This is a genomic window from Vibrio sp. SCSIO 43140 (assembly GCF_023716585.1).
Lineage (GTDB): Bacteria > Pseudomonadota > Gammaproteobacteria > Enterobacterales > Vibrionaceae > Vibrio > Vibrio maritimus_B.
In genome coordinates, this window is record NZ_CP071850.1 from 111924 (window position 1) to 129245 (window position 17322).

Consider the following 17322-nt stretch of genomic DNA (forward strand, 5'->3'; position numbering starts at 1 on the left):
AATGTCAGAATTAGCACCTCAAACAGCGGCGACCCCAGGTCCCATTGATGTCGCACCTAAGTCGACACCTAATAACATGAACGATGTTCAGGCGAAGCTTAAACAGCTTTGGTCTAGCTCACAGCGCAACTTGGTCTTGTCTGCGGTTCTTGCAGCAATTGTCGCGGCGATCATAGTGGTCGCGCTGTGGAGTTCTTCGCAAAGCTATCGCCCTCTCTACAGTCAGCAAGAGCGCTTTGACATCGGTGAAATTGTGTCTGTGTTGGAGTCAGAAGGTATTGCCTACCGACTGCAAGAGCAAAATGGCCAAGTACTGGTGGCAGAGGGGCAAGTCGCCAAAATTCGTATGCTTCTGGCGGCGAAAGGCGTCAAAGCACAATTGCCAACGGGGCTAGATTCCTTAAAAGAAGACAGCTCACTCGGCACCAGCCAATTTATGGAAAATGCGCGTTATCGACACGGCCTAGAGGGTGAGTTGGTTCGCACCATCATCTCATTAAATGCGATTTCAAATGCTCGTGTCCACCTCGCGATTCCAAGACAAACCTTGTTTGTGCGCCAGCAGGGAGAAGACCCTTCTGCTTCGGTAATGATTGAACTGAAACCTGGCGAAGACCTTAAGCCAGATCAGGTCGAAGCGATCATCAACCTGGTTGTCGGCAGTGTCACTGGCATGAAGTCAGAGTTCGTTTCCGTGATAGACCAATATGGGCGTCTACTGAGTGCTGATGTGGCTTCTGCAGCAACAGGCAAAGTGAATGCCAAATATCTGGAATATCAAAAGAATGTAGAGAAGCAGATCATCCAGCGTGCAGCCGACATGCTGACGCCGATTGTGGGTCCAAGTAACTTTCGAGTGCAAGTTGCCGCCGACATGGACTTTAGTCAGGTGGAAGAAACGCAAGAGATCCTCGACTCCAACCCTGTGGTTCGTAATGAGCACAGCATCCAAAACAATACGGTCGATAAGATTGCGCTTGGTATCCCAGGTTCACTAAGCAACCAGCCACCGGTTACCGGTGAAGTGCCAACCAACGACAGCCAAAACACCAATGCACGCAGTGAGCTTAATCGTCAGTATGCTGTTGGCAGTAGTATTCGCCGTACTCAGTATCAGCAGGGACAAATCGATAAGCTAAGTGTCTCGGTGCTACTTAATGAGACCGCAGCACCTAATGGCACGGCGTGGACACCAGAAGAGCGCGCGCAGATCTCAACGATGATCACCGATGCTGTGGGTATCTCAGCGGCGCGCGGCGATAGCCTCAGTCTAATGAGCTTTAACTTCACGCCAATCGAGATTGAAGCGCCACCGGCGATGCCTTGGTGGCAAGACCCGACGGTTCAGCAGCCGCTGCGCTACATCATAGGCGGCATGCTAGGTATGGCGATGATCTTCTTCGTATTGCGTCCACTCATCATGCACTTAACTGGCGCTGACCAGCGTGGTCAAGAGCTAGAGTTTGCGGACCCTCAGGAAGAAGAGTACCAAGAAAACATTCAAACCCGTGAAGAGCGTGAGCGCGAAGAGCGCCTGAACCGCAAACTGACTGAGCGTGGTATCGAGTCGACATCGTCGGGTCTGGATGCGAGCAGCGACATGTTGCCACCACCAGGTTCGCCGCTAGAACTGCAATTGAAACATCTACAGCTTATTGCGACCGAAGAGCCAGAGCGCGTCGCGGAAGTCCTTAAACAATGGGTAAACGTCAATGAAAACAGCACAGTCAACGCCAGCAACGCTTAGTCACGTCGAACGCACGGCATTGGTGTTACTCGGTATGGGTGAGGACGCCGCTGCGCAAGTATTACGCCACTTCTCTCGTGATGAGACTCAACGCGTCACTAAAGCAATGGCCAAGCTTAGCGGCATTAAAAGTGATAGCGCGAAGAATGTTATTCAACACTTCTTTGAGGATTTTAGACAGCACAGTGGCATCCGCGGGGCCTCAAAAGAGTACTTGTCGAATACACTTCGCAAAGCTTTGGGCAACGACCTTGCGAAAGGGCTGTTGAACAACCTGTATGGGGATGAGATTCGCAACAACATGCAGAGGCTGCAATGGGTAGAAGCTGAAGTGCTAGCCCGATTTGTTGCCGGTGAGCATCCTCAGATGCAGGCAATTTTCTTGGCCTATTTGCCACCAGAAACCTCGTCAGAAGTACTCAATCATCTGCCGTCGGATTATCACGATGAGCTTTTATATCGAATCGCGACGCTGCAAGACATCGACCATCAAGTCGTGGGCGATCTGAACGAATTGATTGAGCGTTGCATTGAGCAGGTATCGGTGAGTCAAAGTGCACCTATGTCAGGGGTGAAGCAGGTCGCCGATATCATCAACCGCTTCTCTGGTGACCGCGCTATGTTGATGGAAATGCTGAAGTTGCACGATGAAAACGTGGTCAGCGAGATTGAAGAGAACATGTTTGACTTTATGGTGCTAGGTAGACAGCGCGAAGACACCATGGATGCCTTGGTACAGCAGGTGCCTGTTGAGCTTTGGTCTGTGGCTCTCAAAGGCGCAGAAATCACCTTACAGCAAGCCATTAAGGCGTCGATGCCGCAGCGTATGGTGAAAGCGCTAGAAGATGATATGCAGCTTCGCGGCGCGGTGCCATTGAGTACTGTCGAGCGTGCACGTAATGAAATCATGCAAATTATCAAAGAGATGTCAGAAGCGGGCGAGATTGAGCTCACGCTATACCAAGAGCAAACGGTGGAGTAATCATGACGCGCACTAAGATATTTTCCTTACCTGCAACTGGTTATCGCCAGCACCGCTTTCCTCCGGTAGCCCAGCCTTCTGCGAGTGACGAACTGGCCGCAGACCTCAATTGGGACGATGCGCCAACACAAATGGATATCCAAGAGCGCTTAGAAGAAGGGTTTCAACAAGGATTGGAGCGTGGTCACCGCGAAGGCTTTAATCAGGGTATTGAACAAGGCAAACAGCAGGGCATTGCTGAGGGCCAAAAAGAGGGCTTTCAACAGGGTTTTATTTCTGGTGAGCAAACGGGTAAGCAGACGTTTGTCGATGCGGTTAAACCCGTCAATGATATCTATGTGGCATTGTCGCGATGGCAAGAGGAAAAAGAACAGCAACAGCGTCATGTGATCTGTGAGTTAGTGCAGAAAGTGGCGCAACAAGTGATTCGAGCTGAACTGACTCTGATGCCGCAACAAATTCTCGCGCTGGTGGATGAAACGATAGAAGCCATGCCGGGTAAAACGGAAAAGGTCACCGTGTTCCTAAACCCTCAAGACCTAGAGCGCATCACGCATATTAATCCGGAGCTTGCCGCGGGCTGGAAGCTGGTGGCGAAAACTGATTTGCCTGTGGGTGGCTGTCAGCTTGTGACTGAAGACGCCGAAGCAGACGCAAGCTGCGACTCTCGATTGGAGTCGTGCATGGACGCCGTTAAAGAGCACTTGCTCGATGAAGTGATTGCTAACGAATCCGAGGAACGCAATGTCTAATGTGTCGCCGCTGCTCAAAGATCGGGTGTTCAAAGATAGGTTGCTTAAAGATCGACTGTTTGATGCGATAGCATCACTTGATACCGTGCCCGTGGCGCGAGTGACGGGACGCTTGGTCAAGGTGAATGGCTTAATGCTACAAGCGGTCGGTTGCCGATTTAAGCTTGAGCAGCGTTGCTTAGTAGAGACCGACGAGGGCGACATGATTGAGGCTCAGGTAGTCGGCTTTGATCATAACATTGCCTACCTAATGCCCGTGCGGCGTCTTGGTGGTTTGTTTGCCGGTGCCAAGGTAGTGCCACTGGATGGCGACAGCTCAGTGAATCTTGGCAATCACTGGCTGGGTCGTGTGGTTAACGGGCTAGGCGAAGCACTGGATGATGGACCGAGATTAAAAGGTGGCGAGCGTGTCTCGCTAGAACCTAAATCGATCAACCCCTTAAAAAGACGCCCAGTGGATACGCCACTTGATGTGGGGGTACGTGCAATCAATGGATTACTTACCGTAGGCAAAGGGCAGCGCATCGGTTTGATGGCAGGCAGTGGTGTAGGTAAAAGTGTACTCATGGGCATGATCACCCAAAACACCGAAGCCGATGTTATCGTGGTCGGTTTGATTGGCGAGCGCGGTCGAGAAGTTCGAGAGTTTATCGAGCGCAATCTGACCGAAGAGATGCGCCGCAAGGCAATCATTATCGCGGCGCCTGCCGATGAGTCACCACTGATGAGACTGCGTGCCACACTGCTGTGTCATCGTGTCGCCGAGTATTTTCGCGACAAGGGTAACGATGTGCTGCTGCTGATGGATTCACTCACTCGCTATGCGATGGCGCAGCGTGAGATTGCGTTGGCTTTAGGTGAGCCACCTGCCTCAAGGGGTTATCCGCCTTCCGTGTTTAGTATGTTGCCGCAGCTTTTGGAGCGTGCGGGTAACAGTGAACATCCAGATGGCAGTCTTACCGCTATCTACACCGTGTTAGCAGAAGGGGATGACCAACAAGACCCTGTGGTCGATTCGGCACGGGCTATCTTAGATGGGCATGTGGTGCTGTCTCGTCAATTGGCAGAGCAAGGGCACTATCCTGCCATTGATATCAATGCTTCTATCAGTCGCTGTATGTCTGGCTGCACGCCGGAGGCGCACTCCACAATCGCAAATCAATTTAGACAGCTTTATTCGAGCTACCTTCAGGTTAAAGAGCTTCTACCGCTAGGTGGCTACCAGCCGGGACAAGACCCAGAGTTAGACCGAGCGGTTGCCATGCATCCGCAGCTTAAAGGGTATTTGTTGCAAGGCGCGAATGAGGCGGTGAACTTAACCAGCAGTTTAACCGAGCTTGCTCAGCTGTTTCAGGCTCAGCAAGCGCAATAAACAATGGCGCGATATGTGAGTCGTTAGTACGTATGTCGCGAATAAGGAAGCAGTGCAATGGAAAGCAAGATCCGCGCAGTCGGTAAGATGACCCAAGTCGAGGAGCTAAGGCGCGATCAGATCGGCGCTCAGTTGGAATCCATGCGCCATCAGAGTGAGCATCTCTGTGCTCAGCTAGAAGCACTTTCAGAGCTGAAATCTCGCAACTATCAAGGGGCAACGAAAACCTGCAGTGTGGGGCTGATGAACCTTAACTTGGCGGATCAGATGCTACAAAAGATGTTGGTGCACCATCAGCAAGAGCAAGCAGTGATGGAGGCTCAGTGTCAGTCGGTACAAAAGCAGCTACAGCAAAAAGCGGCTCGCGTTCAAGGACTTGAGCAGGTGTTAGAGCGCTGGAATAAAAAGCAGAGCTACGAAAAAGCAAAGCGCGAGCAAAAGCTAATAGAGGATATCATCAACGCCCGCTTCAAGCGCCGTTCCCTGTAAATATCTGGACATTTATCCAGTATAAATTACCATTAGCTTAATAACTAAGGCTGATGGCAAGTAAACAATGCAATGGATTATTGATAATCAAACCCTCCTACTTTCAATCACTTCACTTAGCACTGTGGTTGGCTTTTCTGCCGCTGCGGTGTTGCATTTTAAATCTCGTCAAATAGAAGCCTTAGCGGAACACAAAGCACAGCTCGAGACGACGGCACTAGAGCAGCAAATCGCGCGCATGCAGCAAGAGTTGTCTGATGCCAAACAAGAACTCGATGAGCTGGATGATGAGCGTGACAAGTCGGCATTTGAGCTCAAGCAAGCGCACGGCAAGGTGATGGCAGCAATGGAAAAGCTGCGCTATTTCGAGGCTGTGAAGCAAGAGCGTCAGCAGTACGCTACCGAGCTTGAGCAGGTTAAGCAGCAGCGTGCGCAATCTGAGGCGCAGTTACGCGAGCAGCTCGCCACGTATCAGCAACAACAGCGCTCGGATCAAGAGAAGCTGGAGCTGCTGCAGCAATCTGAGTTACGCCTTAAAGAGCAGTTTGAGCGTCTTGCCAATCAAGTGTTTGAAGCGAAAACCGCCAAAGTTGATGCGCAAAACCGTCAAAGCCTCGAGGGGATTCTATCCCCACTCAAAGAGCAGCTTGAGGGCTTTAAAAAGCAGGTCAACGATAGTTTTAGTCAAGAGGCAAAAGAGCGACATACGCTGGTGCATGAGCTAAAAAACCTCCAGCGTCTTAATGATCAGATGACTAAAGAAGCGATGAACCTGACGCAAGCTCTGAAAGGCGACAACAAACAACAAGGCAACTGGGGTGAGGTGGTCTTGGCGCGCGTATTGGCAGAGTCGGGGCTTCGCGAAGGACACGAGTATCAAACGCAGGTGAGTCTGCAAAACGAAGCGGGTAAGCGTTATCAGCCCGATGTGATCGTTCATTTACCACAAGAGAAGCAGGTGGTGATCGATTCGAAGATGGTGTTGGTTGCCTACGAGCGCTATTTCAATGCTGAAACCGATGCCGAGCGCGATCGCGCGCTGAGTGATCACTTATTGGCGCTTCGTAACCACATTCGCGGGCTGTCGCAAAAAGATTACCATCAACTCAAGGGCATTCGCTCCCTCGATTACGTCTTGATGTTCATCCCCGTTGAGCCTGCATTCCAAGTGGCGATTCAAGCCGATCCGAGCCTGGTGAAAGAGGCAATGGAGAGCAACATTATTTTGGTTAGCCCAACCACACTGCTGGTGGCGCTGCGTACCATCGACAACCTTTGGCGCAACGATAGACAAAACCAAAATGCTCAGGTGATCGCAGACAAAGCCAGCAAGCTCTACGACAAACTGCGCCTTTTCGTGGATGACATGGAAGGCTTGGGCGGCGCATTGGATAAAGCCAACCAAAGTTACCAAGGGGCGATGAACAAGTTAGCGACGGGTCGCGGTAATGCGATTCGTCAGGCGGAAAGCTTTAAACAGCTTGGGGTTGAGGTGAAGCGCTCGATTTCTCCCTCGCTCACAGAAATTGCACAAAATGATGCTTTGGTGGAAAGACAACCAGACATGGATAAAGTAAACTGACCGTCTGCGGCGACGGAGAAGTAGCGCTGCCCAAGAGGAAGAATAATGACGGAAAGTACTGTGCAATCGAATCAAGTAAATCAACAAGACGACACCACGCACTTCGGCTTCGAAACTGTTGCGAAACAAGAAAAAGTAACGCGCGTAGCGGAAGTGTTTCACTCGGTGGCAGCAAAATACGACATCATGAACGATTTGATGTCAGGTGGTGTTCACCGCCTATGGAAGCGTTTCACTATTGATTGCAGTGGTGCACGACCAGGTCAGCGTATTCTAGACCTAGGTGGCGGTACTGGTGATTTGACCGCTAAGTTTTCTCGTATTGTTGGCGATAAAGGGCACGTAGTGCTTGCCGACATCAACAACTCAATGCTCAACGTGGGTCGCGACAAGCTGCGTGATACTGGCATTGTTGGTAACGTTCACTATGTTCAAGCTAACGCTGAAGAGCTGCCATTCCCAGACGATTACTTTGACTGCATCACAATCAGTTTCTGTCTTCGTAATGTGACGGACAAAGACAAAGCACTGCGCTCAATGTTCCGCGTACTCAAGCCTGGTGGTCGCCTATTGGTTCTGGAGTTCTCGAAGCCAATCATTGAGCCTCTTTCTAAAGTGTACGATGCGTACTCTTTCCACCTGCTACCTAAGATGGGTGAGCTAGTGGCTAATGATGCCGAGAGCTATCGCTACCTAGCCGAATCTATCCGTATGCACCCAGACCAAGACACGCTGGAAGGCATGATGCAAGACGCTGGCTTTGAGCAAACCAAATATTACAACCTGACCGGTGGTATTGTTGCCCTACACCGTGGATACAAATTCTAAGGACTGAGCCATGCCTTTTGATCCATTAGTGACGGCCGTGGTGGAAACCACCCTCAATACTCTGATTAAAGACGATGAAGCGCTGGTTAACCGCGTTGCCCGCCTAAAAGGTCAGGTGATTCAAATTCATCTGCGTGAATTCAATAAATCGCTCACCTTTGTGTTTAGCAATCAGCTTGATGTGCTGGCTAACTATGAGGGTGAACCCGATTGTTACCTGTCGCTCAATTTGTCGGTTCTGCCTGAGCTCAAAGAGCAAGCCAATATCACCAAACTTATCAAGCAAGATAAGCTTGAGCTTGAGGGTGATATTCAGTTGGCGCAAAAGTTTTCGGCGCTGCTTACCGATTGTAAGCCAGACATTGAAGAGTGGATGTCGCGCGTGACGGGCGATGTTGTCGCTCATACGGCAGTACAAGGTGCCAAAAACCTGTTTGGCTTTTTTGCTTCGCAAGCTGCCAAGCATCAAGATCACTTTGGTCAAGTGCTGACAGAAGAGTGGAAAATTGCACCGCCACCTCTTGCCATCGCAGCGTTTTGTGACGATGTGGATGATGTGCGCAGCCAAACTGAGCGACTGAATGCCCGTTTGGACGCTTTGCTAGCGTCGGTCGATGACCAACAAGACTCGGAGCGTGTATGACCCCGAGTGAAATAAAGCGCCTCTATCACATCGTTAAGGTTCAACTTGAGTATGGCCTCGATGAGTTGATGCCAACTCATCAGTTGACCAAAGCGCCACTATTAGCAAGGCGCTCACTGTTTTGGATGAAGAATCAACATCCAGACAAACCGCTTGGTGAGCGACTTCGTCTAGCATTGCAAGAACTTGGTCCGGTATGGATCAAGTTTGGTCAGATGATGTCAACGCGCCGCGACTTGTTTCCTCCCCATATCGCTGACCAACTAGCGCTGCTGCAAGACCAAGTGTCACCGTTTGACGGTGAGTTGGCTAAGACGCAAATGGAGAAGGCGCTCGGTGGTCCAATTGAAAACTGGTTTGATGATTTTGACATTGAACCATTAGCATCGGCATCCATCGCGCAGGTTCATACTGCCAAGCTCAAAGAGACAGGGCAGGAGGTGGTACTCAAGGTGATACGCCCTGATATCCGTCCTGTTATCGATGCCGATCTGAAGCTGATGTATCGCATGGCTCGCATTGTCTCTAAAGCCTTACCTGATGCTCGCCGACTCAAACCCGTCGAAGTGGTGCGTGAGTACGAAAAAACGCTATTAGATGAGCTAGATCTAAGGCGCGAAGCGGCAAACGCGATTCAATTGCGCCGAAACTTCGAAGGCAGTGAAGAGCTGTACGTTCCAGAAGTGCTTCCTGACTTTAGCAGTGAGACTCTGATGGTGTCGGAACGCATCTATGGCATTCAGGTATCGGATATTCCAACTCTGGAAGCGAATGGCACCAACATGAAGCTGTTAGCTGAGCGTGGTGTGAGCGTTTTCTTCACCCAGGTATTTCGCGATAGCTTCTTCCATGCGGATATGCACCCTGGCAATGTATTTGTTAGCTACGAGCATCCTGAAAACCCGTTATGGATTGGTCTTGATTGTGGGATCGTCGGCACGCTCAACAGCGAAGATAAACGCTATTTAGCAGAAAACTTTTTGGCGTTCTTCAACCGAGACTATCGCAAAGTCGCCGAGCTGCACGTTGACTCAGGTTGGGTGCCAATGGATACCAATGTCGATGAGTTTGAGTTCGCCATTCGCATGGTGTGTGAGCCTATCTTCGCTAAACCTTTGTGCGAAATTTCCTTTGGTCATGTGTTATTGAACCTGTTCAATACGGCACGTCGATTTAATATGGAAGTGCAGCCTCAGCTGGTGCTGCTGCAGAAAACCTTGCTGTATGTAGAGGGTTTAGGCAGACAGCTCTATCCGCAACTAGACTTATGGGAGACAGCGAAACCGTTTCTCGAGAACTGGATGGCGAATCAGGTGGGACCACAAGCCGTCATTAATGGTATCAAAGAACGCGCGCCGTTTTGGGCAGAAAAATTGCCTGAGCTTCCAGAGTTGCTGTACGATAGCCTCAAACAAGGTAAGGCTATGAATCAGCGCATGGATAGTTTGTATCAAGGATACCGTGAAACAAAACGGCAACATGGTACAGGTAAATTTTTGTTTGGCGTTGGCGCAACTTTAATCGTATGCTCCGCCATACTGCTGGATAGTCCTTATCACCAGTTGTCTGTTGCATCAGGCGTTGGTGGTATCACATTTTGGCTGTTAAGTTGGCGTACTTACAGACGTTAAGCGATAAACTCGCATTAAATCATAAATTTGTTAATCAAGACCCGAGGTAGAAAGAATGGGCGGTATTAGTATTTGGCAACTTCTTATCATTGCAGTAATCGTTATTCTGCTGTTTGGAACGAAAAAACTGCGTGGCATTGGCGGCGACCTAGGTGGGGCAGTCAAGGGCTTTAAGAAAGCAATGAGCGAAGATGAGCCGACGGCAAAATCTGACAAAAAAGATGCAGATTTTGAACCTAAGAACATTGAGCAACAAAAGACAGACGCTTCTACTGAAACAAAGAAAGACAAAGAGCAGGCATAATTCGTGTTTGATATCGGTTTTTGGGAACTGGTACTCATCTCTGTGGTTGGCTTAGTGGTTCTGGGACCAGAGCGCTTGCCGACTGCTATCCGAAGTGTTTCTCGTTTTATCAGCTCTGCGAAGGCGATGGCAAATAATGTCAAAGATGAGCTTTCGCATGAACTTAAAGTCCAAGAGCTTCAAGAGAATCTGCGAAAAGCTGAGAAAATGGGCATGGAAGACCTTTCGCCTGAGCTTAAAAGTTCGGTAGAAGAATTGAAGCAGGCTGCACAAGACGTGACGCGTCCTTACGCGACCGATAAGTCGAAAGCCACTGACTCTGAGCCGAGTCCGCAAGTGACAGAGAGCTCAGAGACGATGAAACCTGCTGAGAGTGAGTCTCCAGAGAAAGATCTGAATAAGGGCTGATTATCAGCCCTTGTCTATTTGTATATCGAAAGTGATCGCGCTGGTGGTCACTTATTTTATTCGAGGTTTTCATGCCGTCCGTCGAACAGACACAGCCTTTGATTAGTCATCTGCTAGAGCTAAGAAACCGACTCCTGCGCGCTATTGTTGCGGTGTTAGTGGTATTTTTGGCTCTGGTGTACTTCTCTGGCGATATTTATGATTTTGTTTCCAAGCCGCTAGTAGAGAGGCTACCAGAGGGAGCGACAATGATCGCAACCGACGTAGCATCGCCTTTCTTTACCCCTCTTAAACTGACGTTGATCGCCTCAGTCTTCGTTGCGGTACCGTTTATTTTGTATCAGGTGTGGGCATTTGTTGCGCCAGGCTTATACAAGCACGAGAAAAGGTTGGTCATGCCGCTGATGTTCTCGAGCTCTTTGCTTTTTTATTGCGGTGTTGCCTTTGCGTATTTTGTGGTATTCCCACTGGTGTTTGGCTTTTTCACGGCAATATCGTTAGGCGGAGTTGAGTTTGCAACGGATATATCCAGTTACCTAGACTTTGTTTTAGCGCTGTTTTTAGCGTTTGGTATTGCCTTTGAGGTACCTGTAGCCATTATCCTGCTGTGCTGGACAGGTGCGACAGATGTCGACAGCCTGAAGCAAAAGCGTCCTTACATTGTCGTGGGGGCGTTTGTTGTGGGTATGCTATTGACCCCTCCTGATCTTATTTCTCAGACCTTGCTAGCGATTCCGATGTGCTTGCTGTTTGAGGTGGGCTTGTTCTTTGCGCGTTTCTACACACGAAAAGAAGAAGTCGACGAGGAAGAAGAGTAGTGTCATCAATTTGATGAGATAAAAAATAGCGGCTTTGGCCGCTATTTTTGTATGTGTGCTTGAGAGATAGGAGGTTATCGAATCTTGAGGACGTATCCGCATTCTGAGCAGACATAGATTTCTTTAATACCCATGAGCTTTTGCCAAAATGTGCGATGTTGGCGTTGCAGCATATTTCCGTGCTGGCACATACCGGACCTCCGTGATAGAAAATGCGTGAACTGTGCCACATATTATTTACTACTAGTGGCATATAAATCTGGTGCATATTCTACGTTAACTGGTGGCCGGTAAGCGACTAGTAAATCAGATCTAACTCACATAATGGGTAACGAAACCTGCAAAATCACAATGAAAACAGTGATTTTGCATTGTTTGTTGTTATCTCTGCCACTTCTTTAGTACTGATGCCTCGTACGTCAGCAATACGGTTTAGCACTAACTCAGTGTAAGCGGGCTCGTTGCGTTTTCCACGATGGGGCACTGGAGCGAGATAAGGGCAATCGGTTTCAAGGATAACCTTGGTCATATCGAGCTCTGGAATCACCTTGTCCATGCCTGAGTTCTTGAAGGTCGAAACACCACCAAGCCCAAGGTGAAAACCTAACTCATTGATAGCTTTAGCCTCTTCGATACTGCCTCCAAAACAGTGGAAAACACCGCGTAGGTCGCCATTTTGTTCAGTCTTGAGTAAGGCTAGCGTTTCTTCAATGGAGTCACGGGTATGGATCACGACAGGTAACGCCATTTCTTTCGCCCAATTAAGCTGGGTGACAAACGCACGCTCTTGCTCTTTGCGATAGGTTTTATCCCAGTACAAGTCGATACCAATTTCACCCACTGCGATAAAGTTATGCTTATCGAACCAAGAGTGAATGGTGTTGAGTGTCGCATCGACGTTGGCATCGACATAGCACGGGTGCAATCCCATCATTGAACGGCAGATCTCTGGGTAAGCCGCTTCTGTTGCCAACATTGGCTCTATTGATTCAAGATCGATGTTTGGCAGCAATATGTGCTCGATGCCAACCGCTATTGCTCGCTTGATCACATCGTCGCGATCTTGGTCGAATTCGGTGGCGTAAATATGGGCGTGTGTATCTATCATGACAAGCTACATTCGTTGAGTAATACGCTAAGTATATCGTTTGTGGTTTAGCATTTTCCAATTTTACTACTAGCATGAACAAGCCAGAGTGATATGCTTGATTTTCGCATTTTTCCAGACAAGGAGAGAAAGGTGTCTGTATCGATTCAAGGTCAATTCCCAGCGCGCCGTATGCGCCGTATGCGCAAACATGATTTCAGCCGACGTTTGATGGCAGAGAACAAGGTATCTGTGGATGATTTGATCTATCCAATGTTCATTCTCATGGGTAAAAACCGTCGTGAAACGGTGGAATCTATGCCTGGTATTGAACGTCTTTCTATTGATTTGATGCTAGAGGAAGCCGAGTACCTAGCAAAGCTGGGTGTGCCTGCGATTGCGCTGTTCCCAGTGGTGAATCAGGATGCGAAAAGCATCTGTGCAGCAGAGGCCTACAACCCAGAGGGTCTCGTTCAACGAGCGGTACGCTCTTTGAAGGAAAATGTTCCGCAAATGGGTGTGATCACCGATGTGGCGTTGGACCCATTCACGACACACGGACAAGATGGCATTATTGATGAAGATGGTTACGTACAAAATGACGAGACAACCGAAGTCTTGATCAAACAAGCCTTATCTCATGCTGAGGCTGGTGCAGACGTTGTGGCGCCATCAGATATGATGGATGGTCGTATTGGCCGTATCCGTGAGGCTCTGGAAGCAGCCGGGCATGTTCATACTCAGATCATGGCGTATTCAGCTAAGTATGCGTCAAACTATTATGGTCCTTTCCGTGATGCAGTCGGTTCGGCATCGAACCTAAAAGGTGGTAACAAGAAGAACTACCAGATGGATCCTGCGAACAGCGATGAAGCTCTACACGAAGTGGCGATGGACATCAATGAAGGTGCCGACATGGTTATGGTGAAGCCGGGTATGCCTTACCTTGATATCGTTCGCCGTGTTAAGAGTGAATTACAGGTACCGACGTTTGCTTACCAAGTATCAGGTGAGTACGCGATGCACAAAGCCGCTATTCAAAATGGTTGGCTGAAAGAGCGTGAAACTGTGCTTGAGTCTCTGCTGTGTTTCAAGCGAGCAGGCGCCGATGGTATTTTGACTTACTTTGCGAAAGACGTAGCGGAGTGGTTGTCGCAAGATGACGATGAAGCCTAGTCAAATAAACGCTGAGAGAGCCGACGTATCGTCGGCTTTTTTGTGCGCGAAATTGGTCTTCTAAAATAAATGAGAAAAATTCTCAATTAGTGGTTGACGCAACAAATGAGAATGATTACTATTAACTTGTCCTAAGGAAAAAGGTTAAGCAATCGGAACCCACTGGGTGTCGACCTCTTGCGAAACTCAATTCTTTTTGACACGACATTGCTCACATTGCTTCCAGTGTATTTATAGCTTTTTGGTTGGTTAGCTGTACTCGATAATCGAGATAACCTCCTCCTATTATTGCTAGGCGACACCTTAGGTGTCGCTTTTTTTCTATCTACAGTTTGAGGATTAAATGGTCACTCTGACTAGAATATAATCCTAAAGCTCAGTTCAATCGCAAAATTAGGTTTTCCACATTGCATGATCCGGCAAGGATCAAGCAAAAGCGCGTAGATCTAATATTTATTTGTTTATTTACAGTATGTTACGGATATTTTTTGTTGCTTCTGTATAACTTTATCTTTTAATAAAATAAACCTATAAACAGATTTATCCACAGGCTGGGCTGGAAATCGATTGCCTGACAAAGTGCAACTGTCTATATAGACAGTGAAAGGTCGTAGCATCGTTGTGCTAGTCGTGGCATTCTTATGGATCACTACCCAAAATTTTGGACGACTAAACATGGCGCAAATACCAGACAACCCACTGATTCTTATCGATGGTTCTTCTTATCTTTACCGAGCTTTTCATGCTTATCCAGAAACGATGAGTAACGGCGAAATCCCAACTAATGCGGTATATGGTGTTGTTAACATGCTGCGAAGCATGATGCGTCAGTTTGCCTCCGACCGTATCGCGGTTGTGTTTGATGCCAAGGGCAAAACATTCCGTGACGATATGTACCCAGAGTACAAGGCAAACCGTCCACCAATGCCCGACGACCTTCGTTGTCAGATTGAACCTCTGCATAACGTGATTCGTGCAATGGGTCTGCCATTGATTTGTGTACCTGGAGTCGAAGCCGATGATGTGATCGGTACGCTCGCACATGAAGCCTCAAAAGCAGGCATGCCAGTGCTAATTAGTACGGGTGATAAAGATATGGCTCAGCTCGTTGACGATAATGTCACCCTGATTAACACCATGACTAATGTTGTTATGGACCGAGAAGGCGTGGTGGAGAAGTTTGGGATTCCACCGGAACTTATCATCGACTATCTGGCATTAATGGGTGATAAAGTCGATAACATTCCTGGTGTACCAGGTGTTGGTGATAAAACAGCAACAGCACTATTGCAGGGCATCGGTGGCATTAAAGACCTTTACGATAGACTCGATGACATCGCCCCTCTTGGCTTCCGTGGCTCAAAAACCATGGCGAAGAAGCTTACCGAGAACAAAGAAAACGCCTTGCTGTCGTATGACTTAGCGACCATCAAACTGGATGTTGAGCTTGATTGCACTCATGACTCGCTAGTGAAAGAGAAACCAAATGTCGATGAGCTGACTAAGCTTTATGGTCAATTGACGTTCAAGTCTTGGCTAAATGAGCTACTTGAAGGCGGCACTGGTGAAGTGCAAGCGATTGAGAGCGCAGCAAAACGCACCTCAGGTAATGATGATGCCCCTGCGATGGACACGTCAGCGGTCAAGATTGATCGTAGCCAATACGAGACTATTCTGACAGAAGAAAGCTTTAATGCCTGGCTTGAAAAGCTAAAGTCGGCAGAGGTCATCGCATTTGATACCGAGACGGATAGCTTAGATTACATGGTCGCTAACCTTATCGGTTTGTCTTTTGCTACCGAAGAGGGTGTAGCGGCGTACTTGCCAGTCGCTCACGACTATATGGGGGCGCCAGAGCAGCTTGATCGAGCTTGGGTATTGGAGCAACTAAAGCCACTACTTGAAGATGAAAACATTCTGAAAGTCGGACAAAACCTTAAATATGATGCCAGTGTGATTGCACGTTATGGTATTGAGCTTAAAGGCATCAAGTACGACACCATGTTGGCATCTTACGTTTACAACAGTGTTGGTGGAAAACACGATATGGACAGCTTAGCGTTGCGCTTTTTGCAACACAGCTGCATCTCGTTTGAGCAGATTGCTGGTAAAGGTAAATCACAGCTCACTTTCAACCAAATCGAGATGGACCAAGCGTCTCCTTATGCAGCGGAAGATGCCGATGTGACTCTGCGTCTACATCAACGCATTAATGCGGAGTTGGAAAAGAACGATGCACTCAATCGCGTTTATCAAGAGATTGAAGTTCCACTCGTACCTGTACTGTCTCGCATTGAGAGAACGGGTGTGCTGATCGATGACATGTTGCTAGGCGCTCAGTCGCAAGAAATTGCAGCGCGTCTTGATGAACTTGAGCAAAAAGCCTTTGAGATTGCCGGCGAAGAATTCAACCTGAGCTCTCCGAAGCAGCTGCAAGCCATCTTCTTCGAAAAAATGGGTCTGCCTGTATTGAAGAAAACACCATCGGGTGCCCCGTCGACGAACGAAGAAGTGCTGCAAGAACTCGCATTGGATTACCCGCTACCTAAGCTTATTCTTGAGTACCGTGGTCTGGCGAAGCTGAAGTCGACATACACAGATAAACTACCGAAGATGATCAACCCAGAAACGGGTCGCGTTCATACGTCGTATCACCAAGCGGTAACGGCGACAGGTCGTCTGTCATCTACCGATCCAAACCTGCAGAATATTCCAATCCGTAACGAAGAAGGGCGCCGTATTCGTCAGGCATTCATCGCTCCGCATGGTTGGAAGATCTTGGCCGTCGATTACTCTCAGATTGAACTTCGAATCATGGCTCACCTGTCAGGTGATAAAGCGCTACTCGAAGCCTTCCAGCAAGGCAAAGACATTCACGCTGCAACGGCGGCTGAGATCATTGGTGTCGACATTGAGCAAGTAACGAGTGAGCAACGTCGCAGAGCGAAAGCGGTGAACTTTGGTTTGATCTACGGCATGAGCGCATTTGGTCTGTCTAAGCAGTTAGGCATTTCTCGTGGTGAAGCTCAGCAGTATATGGATACGTATTTTGAGCGTTATCCGGGTGTGATGCAGTACATGGAAGATACCCGTGCACTTGCGACCGAGAAAGGCTACGTCGAAACGATCTATGGTCGTCGTCTACACCTACCTGAGATTAAGTCCCGAAATGGTATGCGTCGTAAAGCGGCAGAGCGAGCTGCTATCAATGCACCGATGCAAGGGACGGCCGCAGACATCATTAAAAAAGCGATGCTGTTGGTGGATGAGTGGATTCAGGCAGAAGGTGACGGCAAGGTTAAGCTTCTGATGCAGGTTCACGATGAACTGGTATTTGAAGTCGAATCGTCATCTTTAAGCGAAATTGAAAGTAAAATACAAAAATTGATGGAATCTGCAGCAGAACTAGACGTACCACTTGTTGCTGAAGCTGGTCACGGAGAGAACTGGGACGAGGCGCATTAGTCATAATTTGAGCTAAATGACCAAATTAACATGAGCCA

General features: G+C 48.6%; 15 protein-coding genes. 14 read left to right on the top strand and 1 reads right to left on the bottom strand.

Annotated features, from left to right (window positions below):
- Position 1: 1 nt before the first annotated feature.
- The 12 genes from fliF (at position 2) to tatC (ending at position 11556) form a co-directional block, all read left to right on the top strand.
- Positions 2-1747: a flagellar basal-body MS-ring/collar protein FliF gene (gene fliF / locus J4N45_RS00550; protein ID WP_234494770.1), complete on the top strand. Its 1746-nt coding sequence runs from the start codon at positions 2-4 to the stop codon at positions 1745-1747.
- On the top strand, positions 1713-2729 hold the full coding sequence (locus tag J4N45_RS00555) for a flagellar motor switch protein FliG (RefSeq protein ID WP_252013036.1): 1017 nt from the start codon (positions 1713-1715) through the stop codon (positions 2727-2729). The genes fliF and J4N45_RS00555 overlap by 35 nt, the downstream gene beginning before the upstream one ends.
- 2 nt (positions 2730-2731) lie before the next feature.
- On the top strand, positions 2732-3481 hold the full coding sequence (gene fliH, locus J4N45_RS00560) for a flagellar assembly protein FliH (RefSeq protein WP_252013037.1): 750 nt from the start codon (positions 2732-2734) through the stop codon (positions 3479-3481).
- Positions 3474-4853 carry a flagellar protein export ATPase FliI gene (gene fliI, locus J4N45_RS00565; protein ID WP_252013038.1) on the top strand — a complete coding sequence of 460 codons (1380 nt, stop codon included), beginning with the start codon at positions 3474-3476 and terminating at the stop codon, positions 4851-4853. Before fliH ends, fliI begins: the two co-directional genes overlap by 8 nt.
- Positions 4854-4910: 57 nt before the next feature.
- Positions 4911-5342, top strand: a complete 432-nt coding sequence (gene fliJ / locus J4N45_RS00570; RefSeq protein WP_252013039.1) for a flagellar export protein FliJ — start codon at positions 4911-4913, stop codon at positions 5340-5342.
- Positions 5343-5409: 67 nt separating this feature from the next.
- Positions 5410-6924, top strand: coding sequence for a DNA recombination protein RmuC (gene rmuC, locus J4N45_RS00575; RefSeq protein WP_252013040.1), 1515 nt, complete (start codon positions 5410-5412; stop codon positions 6922-6924).
- A 45-nt stretch (positions 6925-6969) separates the two neighbouring features.
- Positions 6970-7752, top strand: a complete 783-nt coding sequence (gene ubiE, locus J4N45_RS00580) for a bifunctional demethylmenaquinone methyltransferase/2-methoxy-6-polyprenyl-1,4-benzoquinol methylase UbiE (protein WP_042477886.1) — start codon at positions 6970-6972, stop codon at positions 7750-7752.
- A gap of 10 nt (positions 7753-7762) precedes the next feature.
- Entirely contained in the window at positions 7763-8395 is a 633-nt protein-coding gene (locus tag J4N45_RS00585) for a ubiquinone biosynthesis accessory factor UbiJ (protein ID WP_252013041.1), read from the top strand.
- Positions 8392-10026 carry a ubiquinone biosynthesis regulatory protein kinase UbiB gene (ubiB, locus tag J4N45_RS00590; protein WP_252013042.1) on the top strand — a complete coding sequence of 545 codons (1635 nt, stop codon included), beginning with the start codon at positions 8392-8394 and terminating at the stop codon, positions 10024-10026. Before J4N45_RS00585 ends, ubiB begins: the two co-directional genes overlap by 4 nt.
- A gap of 55 nt (positions 10027-10081) precedes the next feature.
- Positions 10082-10330 carry a Sec-independent protein translocase subunit TatA gene (tatA, locus tag J4N45_RS00595; protein ID WP_042477892.1) on the top strand — a complete coding sequence of 83 codons (249 nt, stop codon included), beginning with the start codon at positions 10082-10084 and terminating at the stop codon, positions 10328-10330.
- A gap of 3 nt (positions 10331-10333) precedes the next feature.
- Complete coding sequence (gene tatB, locus J4N45_RS00600; protein ID WP_252013043.1) at positions 10334-10738, top strand: Sec-independent protein translocase protein TatB; 405 nt, start codon at positions 10334-10336, stop codon at positions 10736-10738.
- Positions 10739-10809: 71 nt separating this feature from the next.
- Complete coding sequence (tatC, locus tag J4N45_RS00605; RefSeq protein WP_252013044.1) at positions 10810-11556, top strand: twin-arginine translocase subunit TatC; 747 nt, start codon at positions 10810-10812, stop codon at positions 11554-11556.
- A gap of 346 nt (positions 11557-11902) precedes the next feature.
- Here tatC and J4N45_RS00610 read toward each other — a convergent pair whose 3' ends face one another.
- On the bottom strand, positions 11903-12664 hold the full coding sequence (locus J4N45_RS00610; RefSeq protein ID WP_252013045.1) for a TatD family hydrolase: 762 nt from the start codon (positions 12662-12664) through the stop codon (positions 11903-11905).
- Between the two features lie 132 nt (positions 12665-12796).
- On the opposite strand from J4N45_RS00610, the gene hemB reads away from it, so the two are divergent.
- Positions 12797-13819, top strand: a complete 1023-nt coding sequence (gene hemB / locus J4N45_RS00615) for a porphobilinogen synthase (RefSeq protein ID WP_234494753.1) — start codon at positions 12797-12799, stop codon at positions 13817-13819.
- A gap of 675 nt (positions 13820-14494) precedes the next feature.
- The gene (gene polA, locus J4N45_RS00620) at positions 14495-17284 is read left to right on the top strand and encodes a DNA polymerase I (protein WP_252013046.1); all 2790 of its coding nucleotides are present in this window, start codon (positions 14495-14497) and stop codon (positions 17282-17284) included.
- Positions 17285-17322 lie beyond the last annotated feature (38 nt).

Bases quoted from the DNA above. Each gene is read 5' to 3' on its own strand.
- fliF (WP_234494770.1), top strand. From the start codon at position 2: ATGTCAGAATTAGCACCTCAAACAGCGGCGACCCCAGGTCCCATTGAT.
- J4N45_RS00555 (WP_252013036.1), top strand. From the start codon at position 1,713: ATGAAAACAGCACAGTCAACGCCAGCAACGCTTAGTCACGTCGAACGC.
- fliH (WP_252013037.1), top strand. From the start codon at position 2,732: ATGACGCGCACTAAGATATTTTCCTTACCTGCAACTGGTTATCGCCAG.
- fliI (WP_252013038.1), top strand. From the start codon at position 3,474: ATGTCTAATGTGTCGCCGCTGCTCAAAGATCGGGTGTTCAAAGATAGG.
- fliJ (WP_252013039.1), top strand. From the start codon at position 4,911: ATGGAAAGCAAGATCCGCGCAGTCGGTAAGATGACCCAAGTCGAGGAG.
- rmuC (WP_252013040.1), top strand. From the start codon at position 5,410: ATGCAATGGATTATTGATAATCAAACCCTCCTACTTTCAATCACTTCA.
- ubiE (WP_042477886.1), top strand. From the start codon at position 6,970: ATGACGGAAAGTACTGTGCAATCGAATCAAGTAAATCAACAAGACGAC.
- J4N45_RS00585 (WP_252013041.1), top strand. From the start codon at position 7,763: ATGCCTTTTGATCCATTAGTGACGGCCGTGGTGGAAACCACCCTCAAT.
- ubiB (WP_252013042.1), top strand. From the start codon at position 8,392: ATGACCCCGAGTGAAATAAAGCGCCTCTATCACATCGTTAAGGTTCAA.
- tatA (WP_042477892.1), top strand. From the start codon at position 10,082: ATGGGCGGTATTAGTATTTGGCAACTTCTTATCATTGCAGTAATCGTT.
- tatC (WP_252013044.1), top strand. From the start codon at position 10,810: ATGCCGTCCGTCGAACAGACACAGCCTTTGATTAGTCATCTGCTAGAG.
- J4N45_RS00610 (WP_252013045.1), bottom strand. From the start codon at position 12,664: ATGATAGATACACACGCCCATATTTACGCCACCGAATTCGACCAAGAT.
- polA (WP_252013046.1), top strand. From the start codon at position 14,495: ATGGCGCAAATACCAGACAACCCACTGATTCTTATCGATGGTTCTTCT.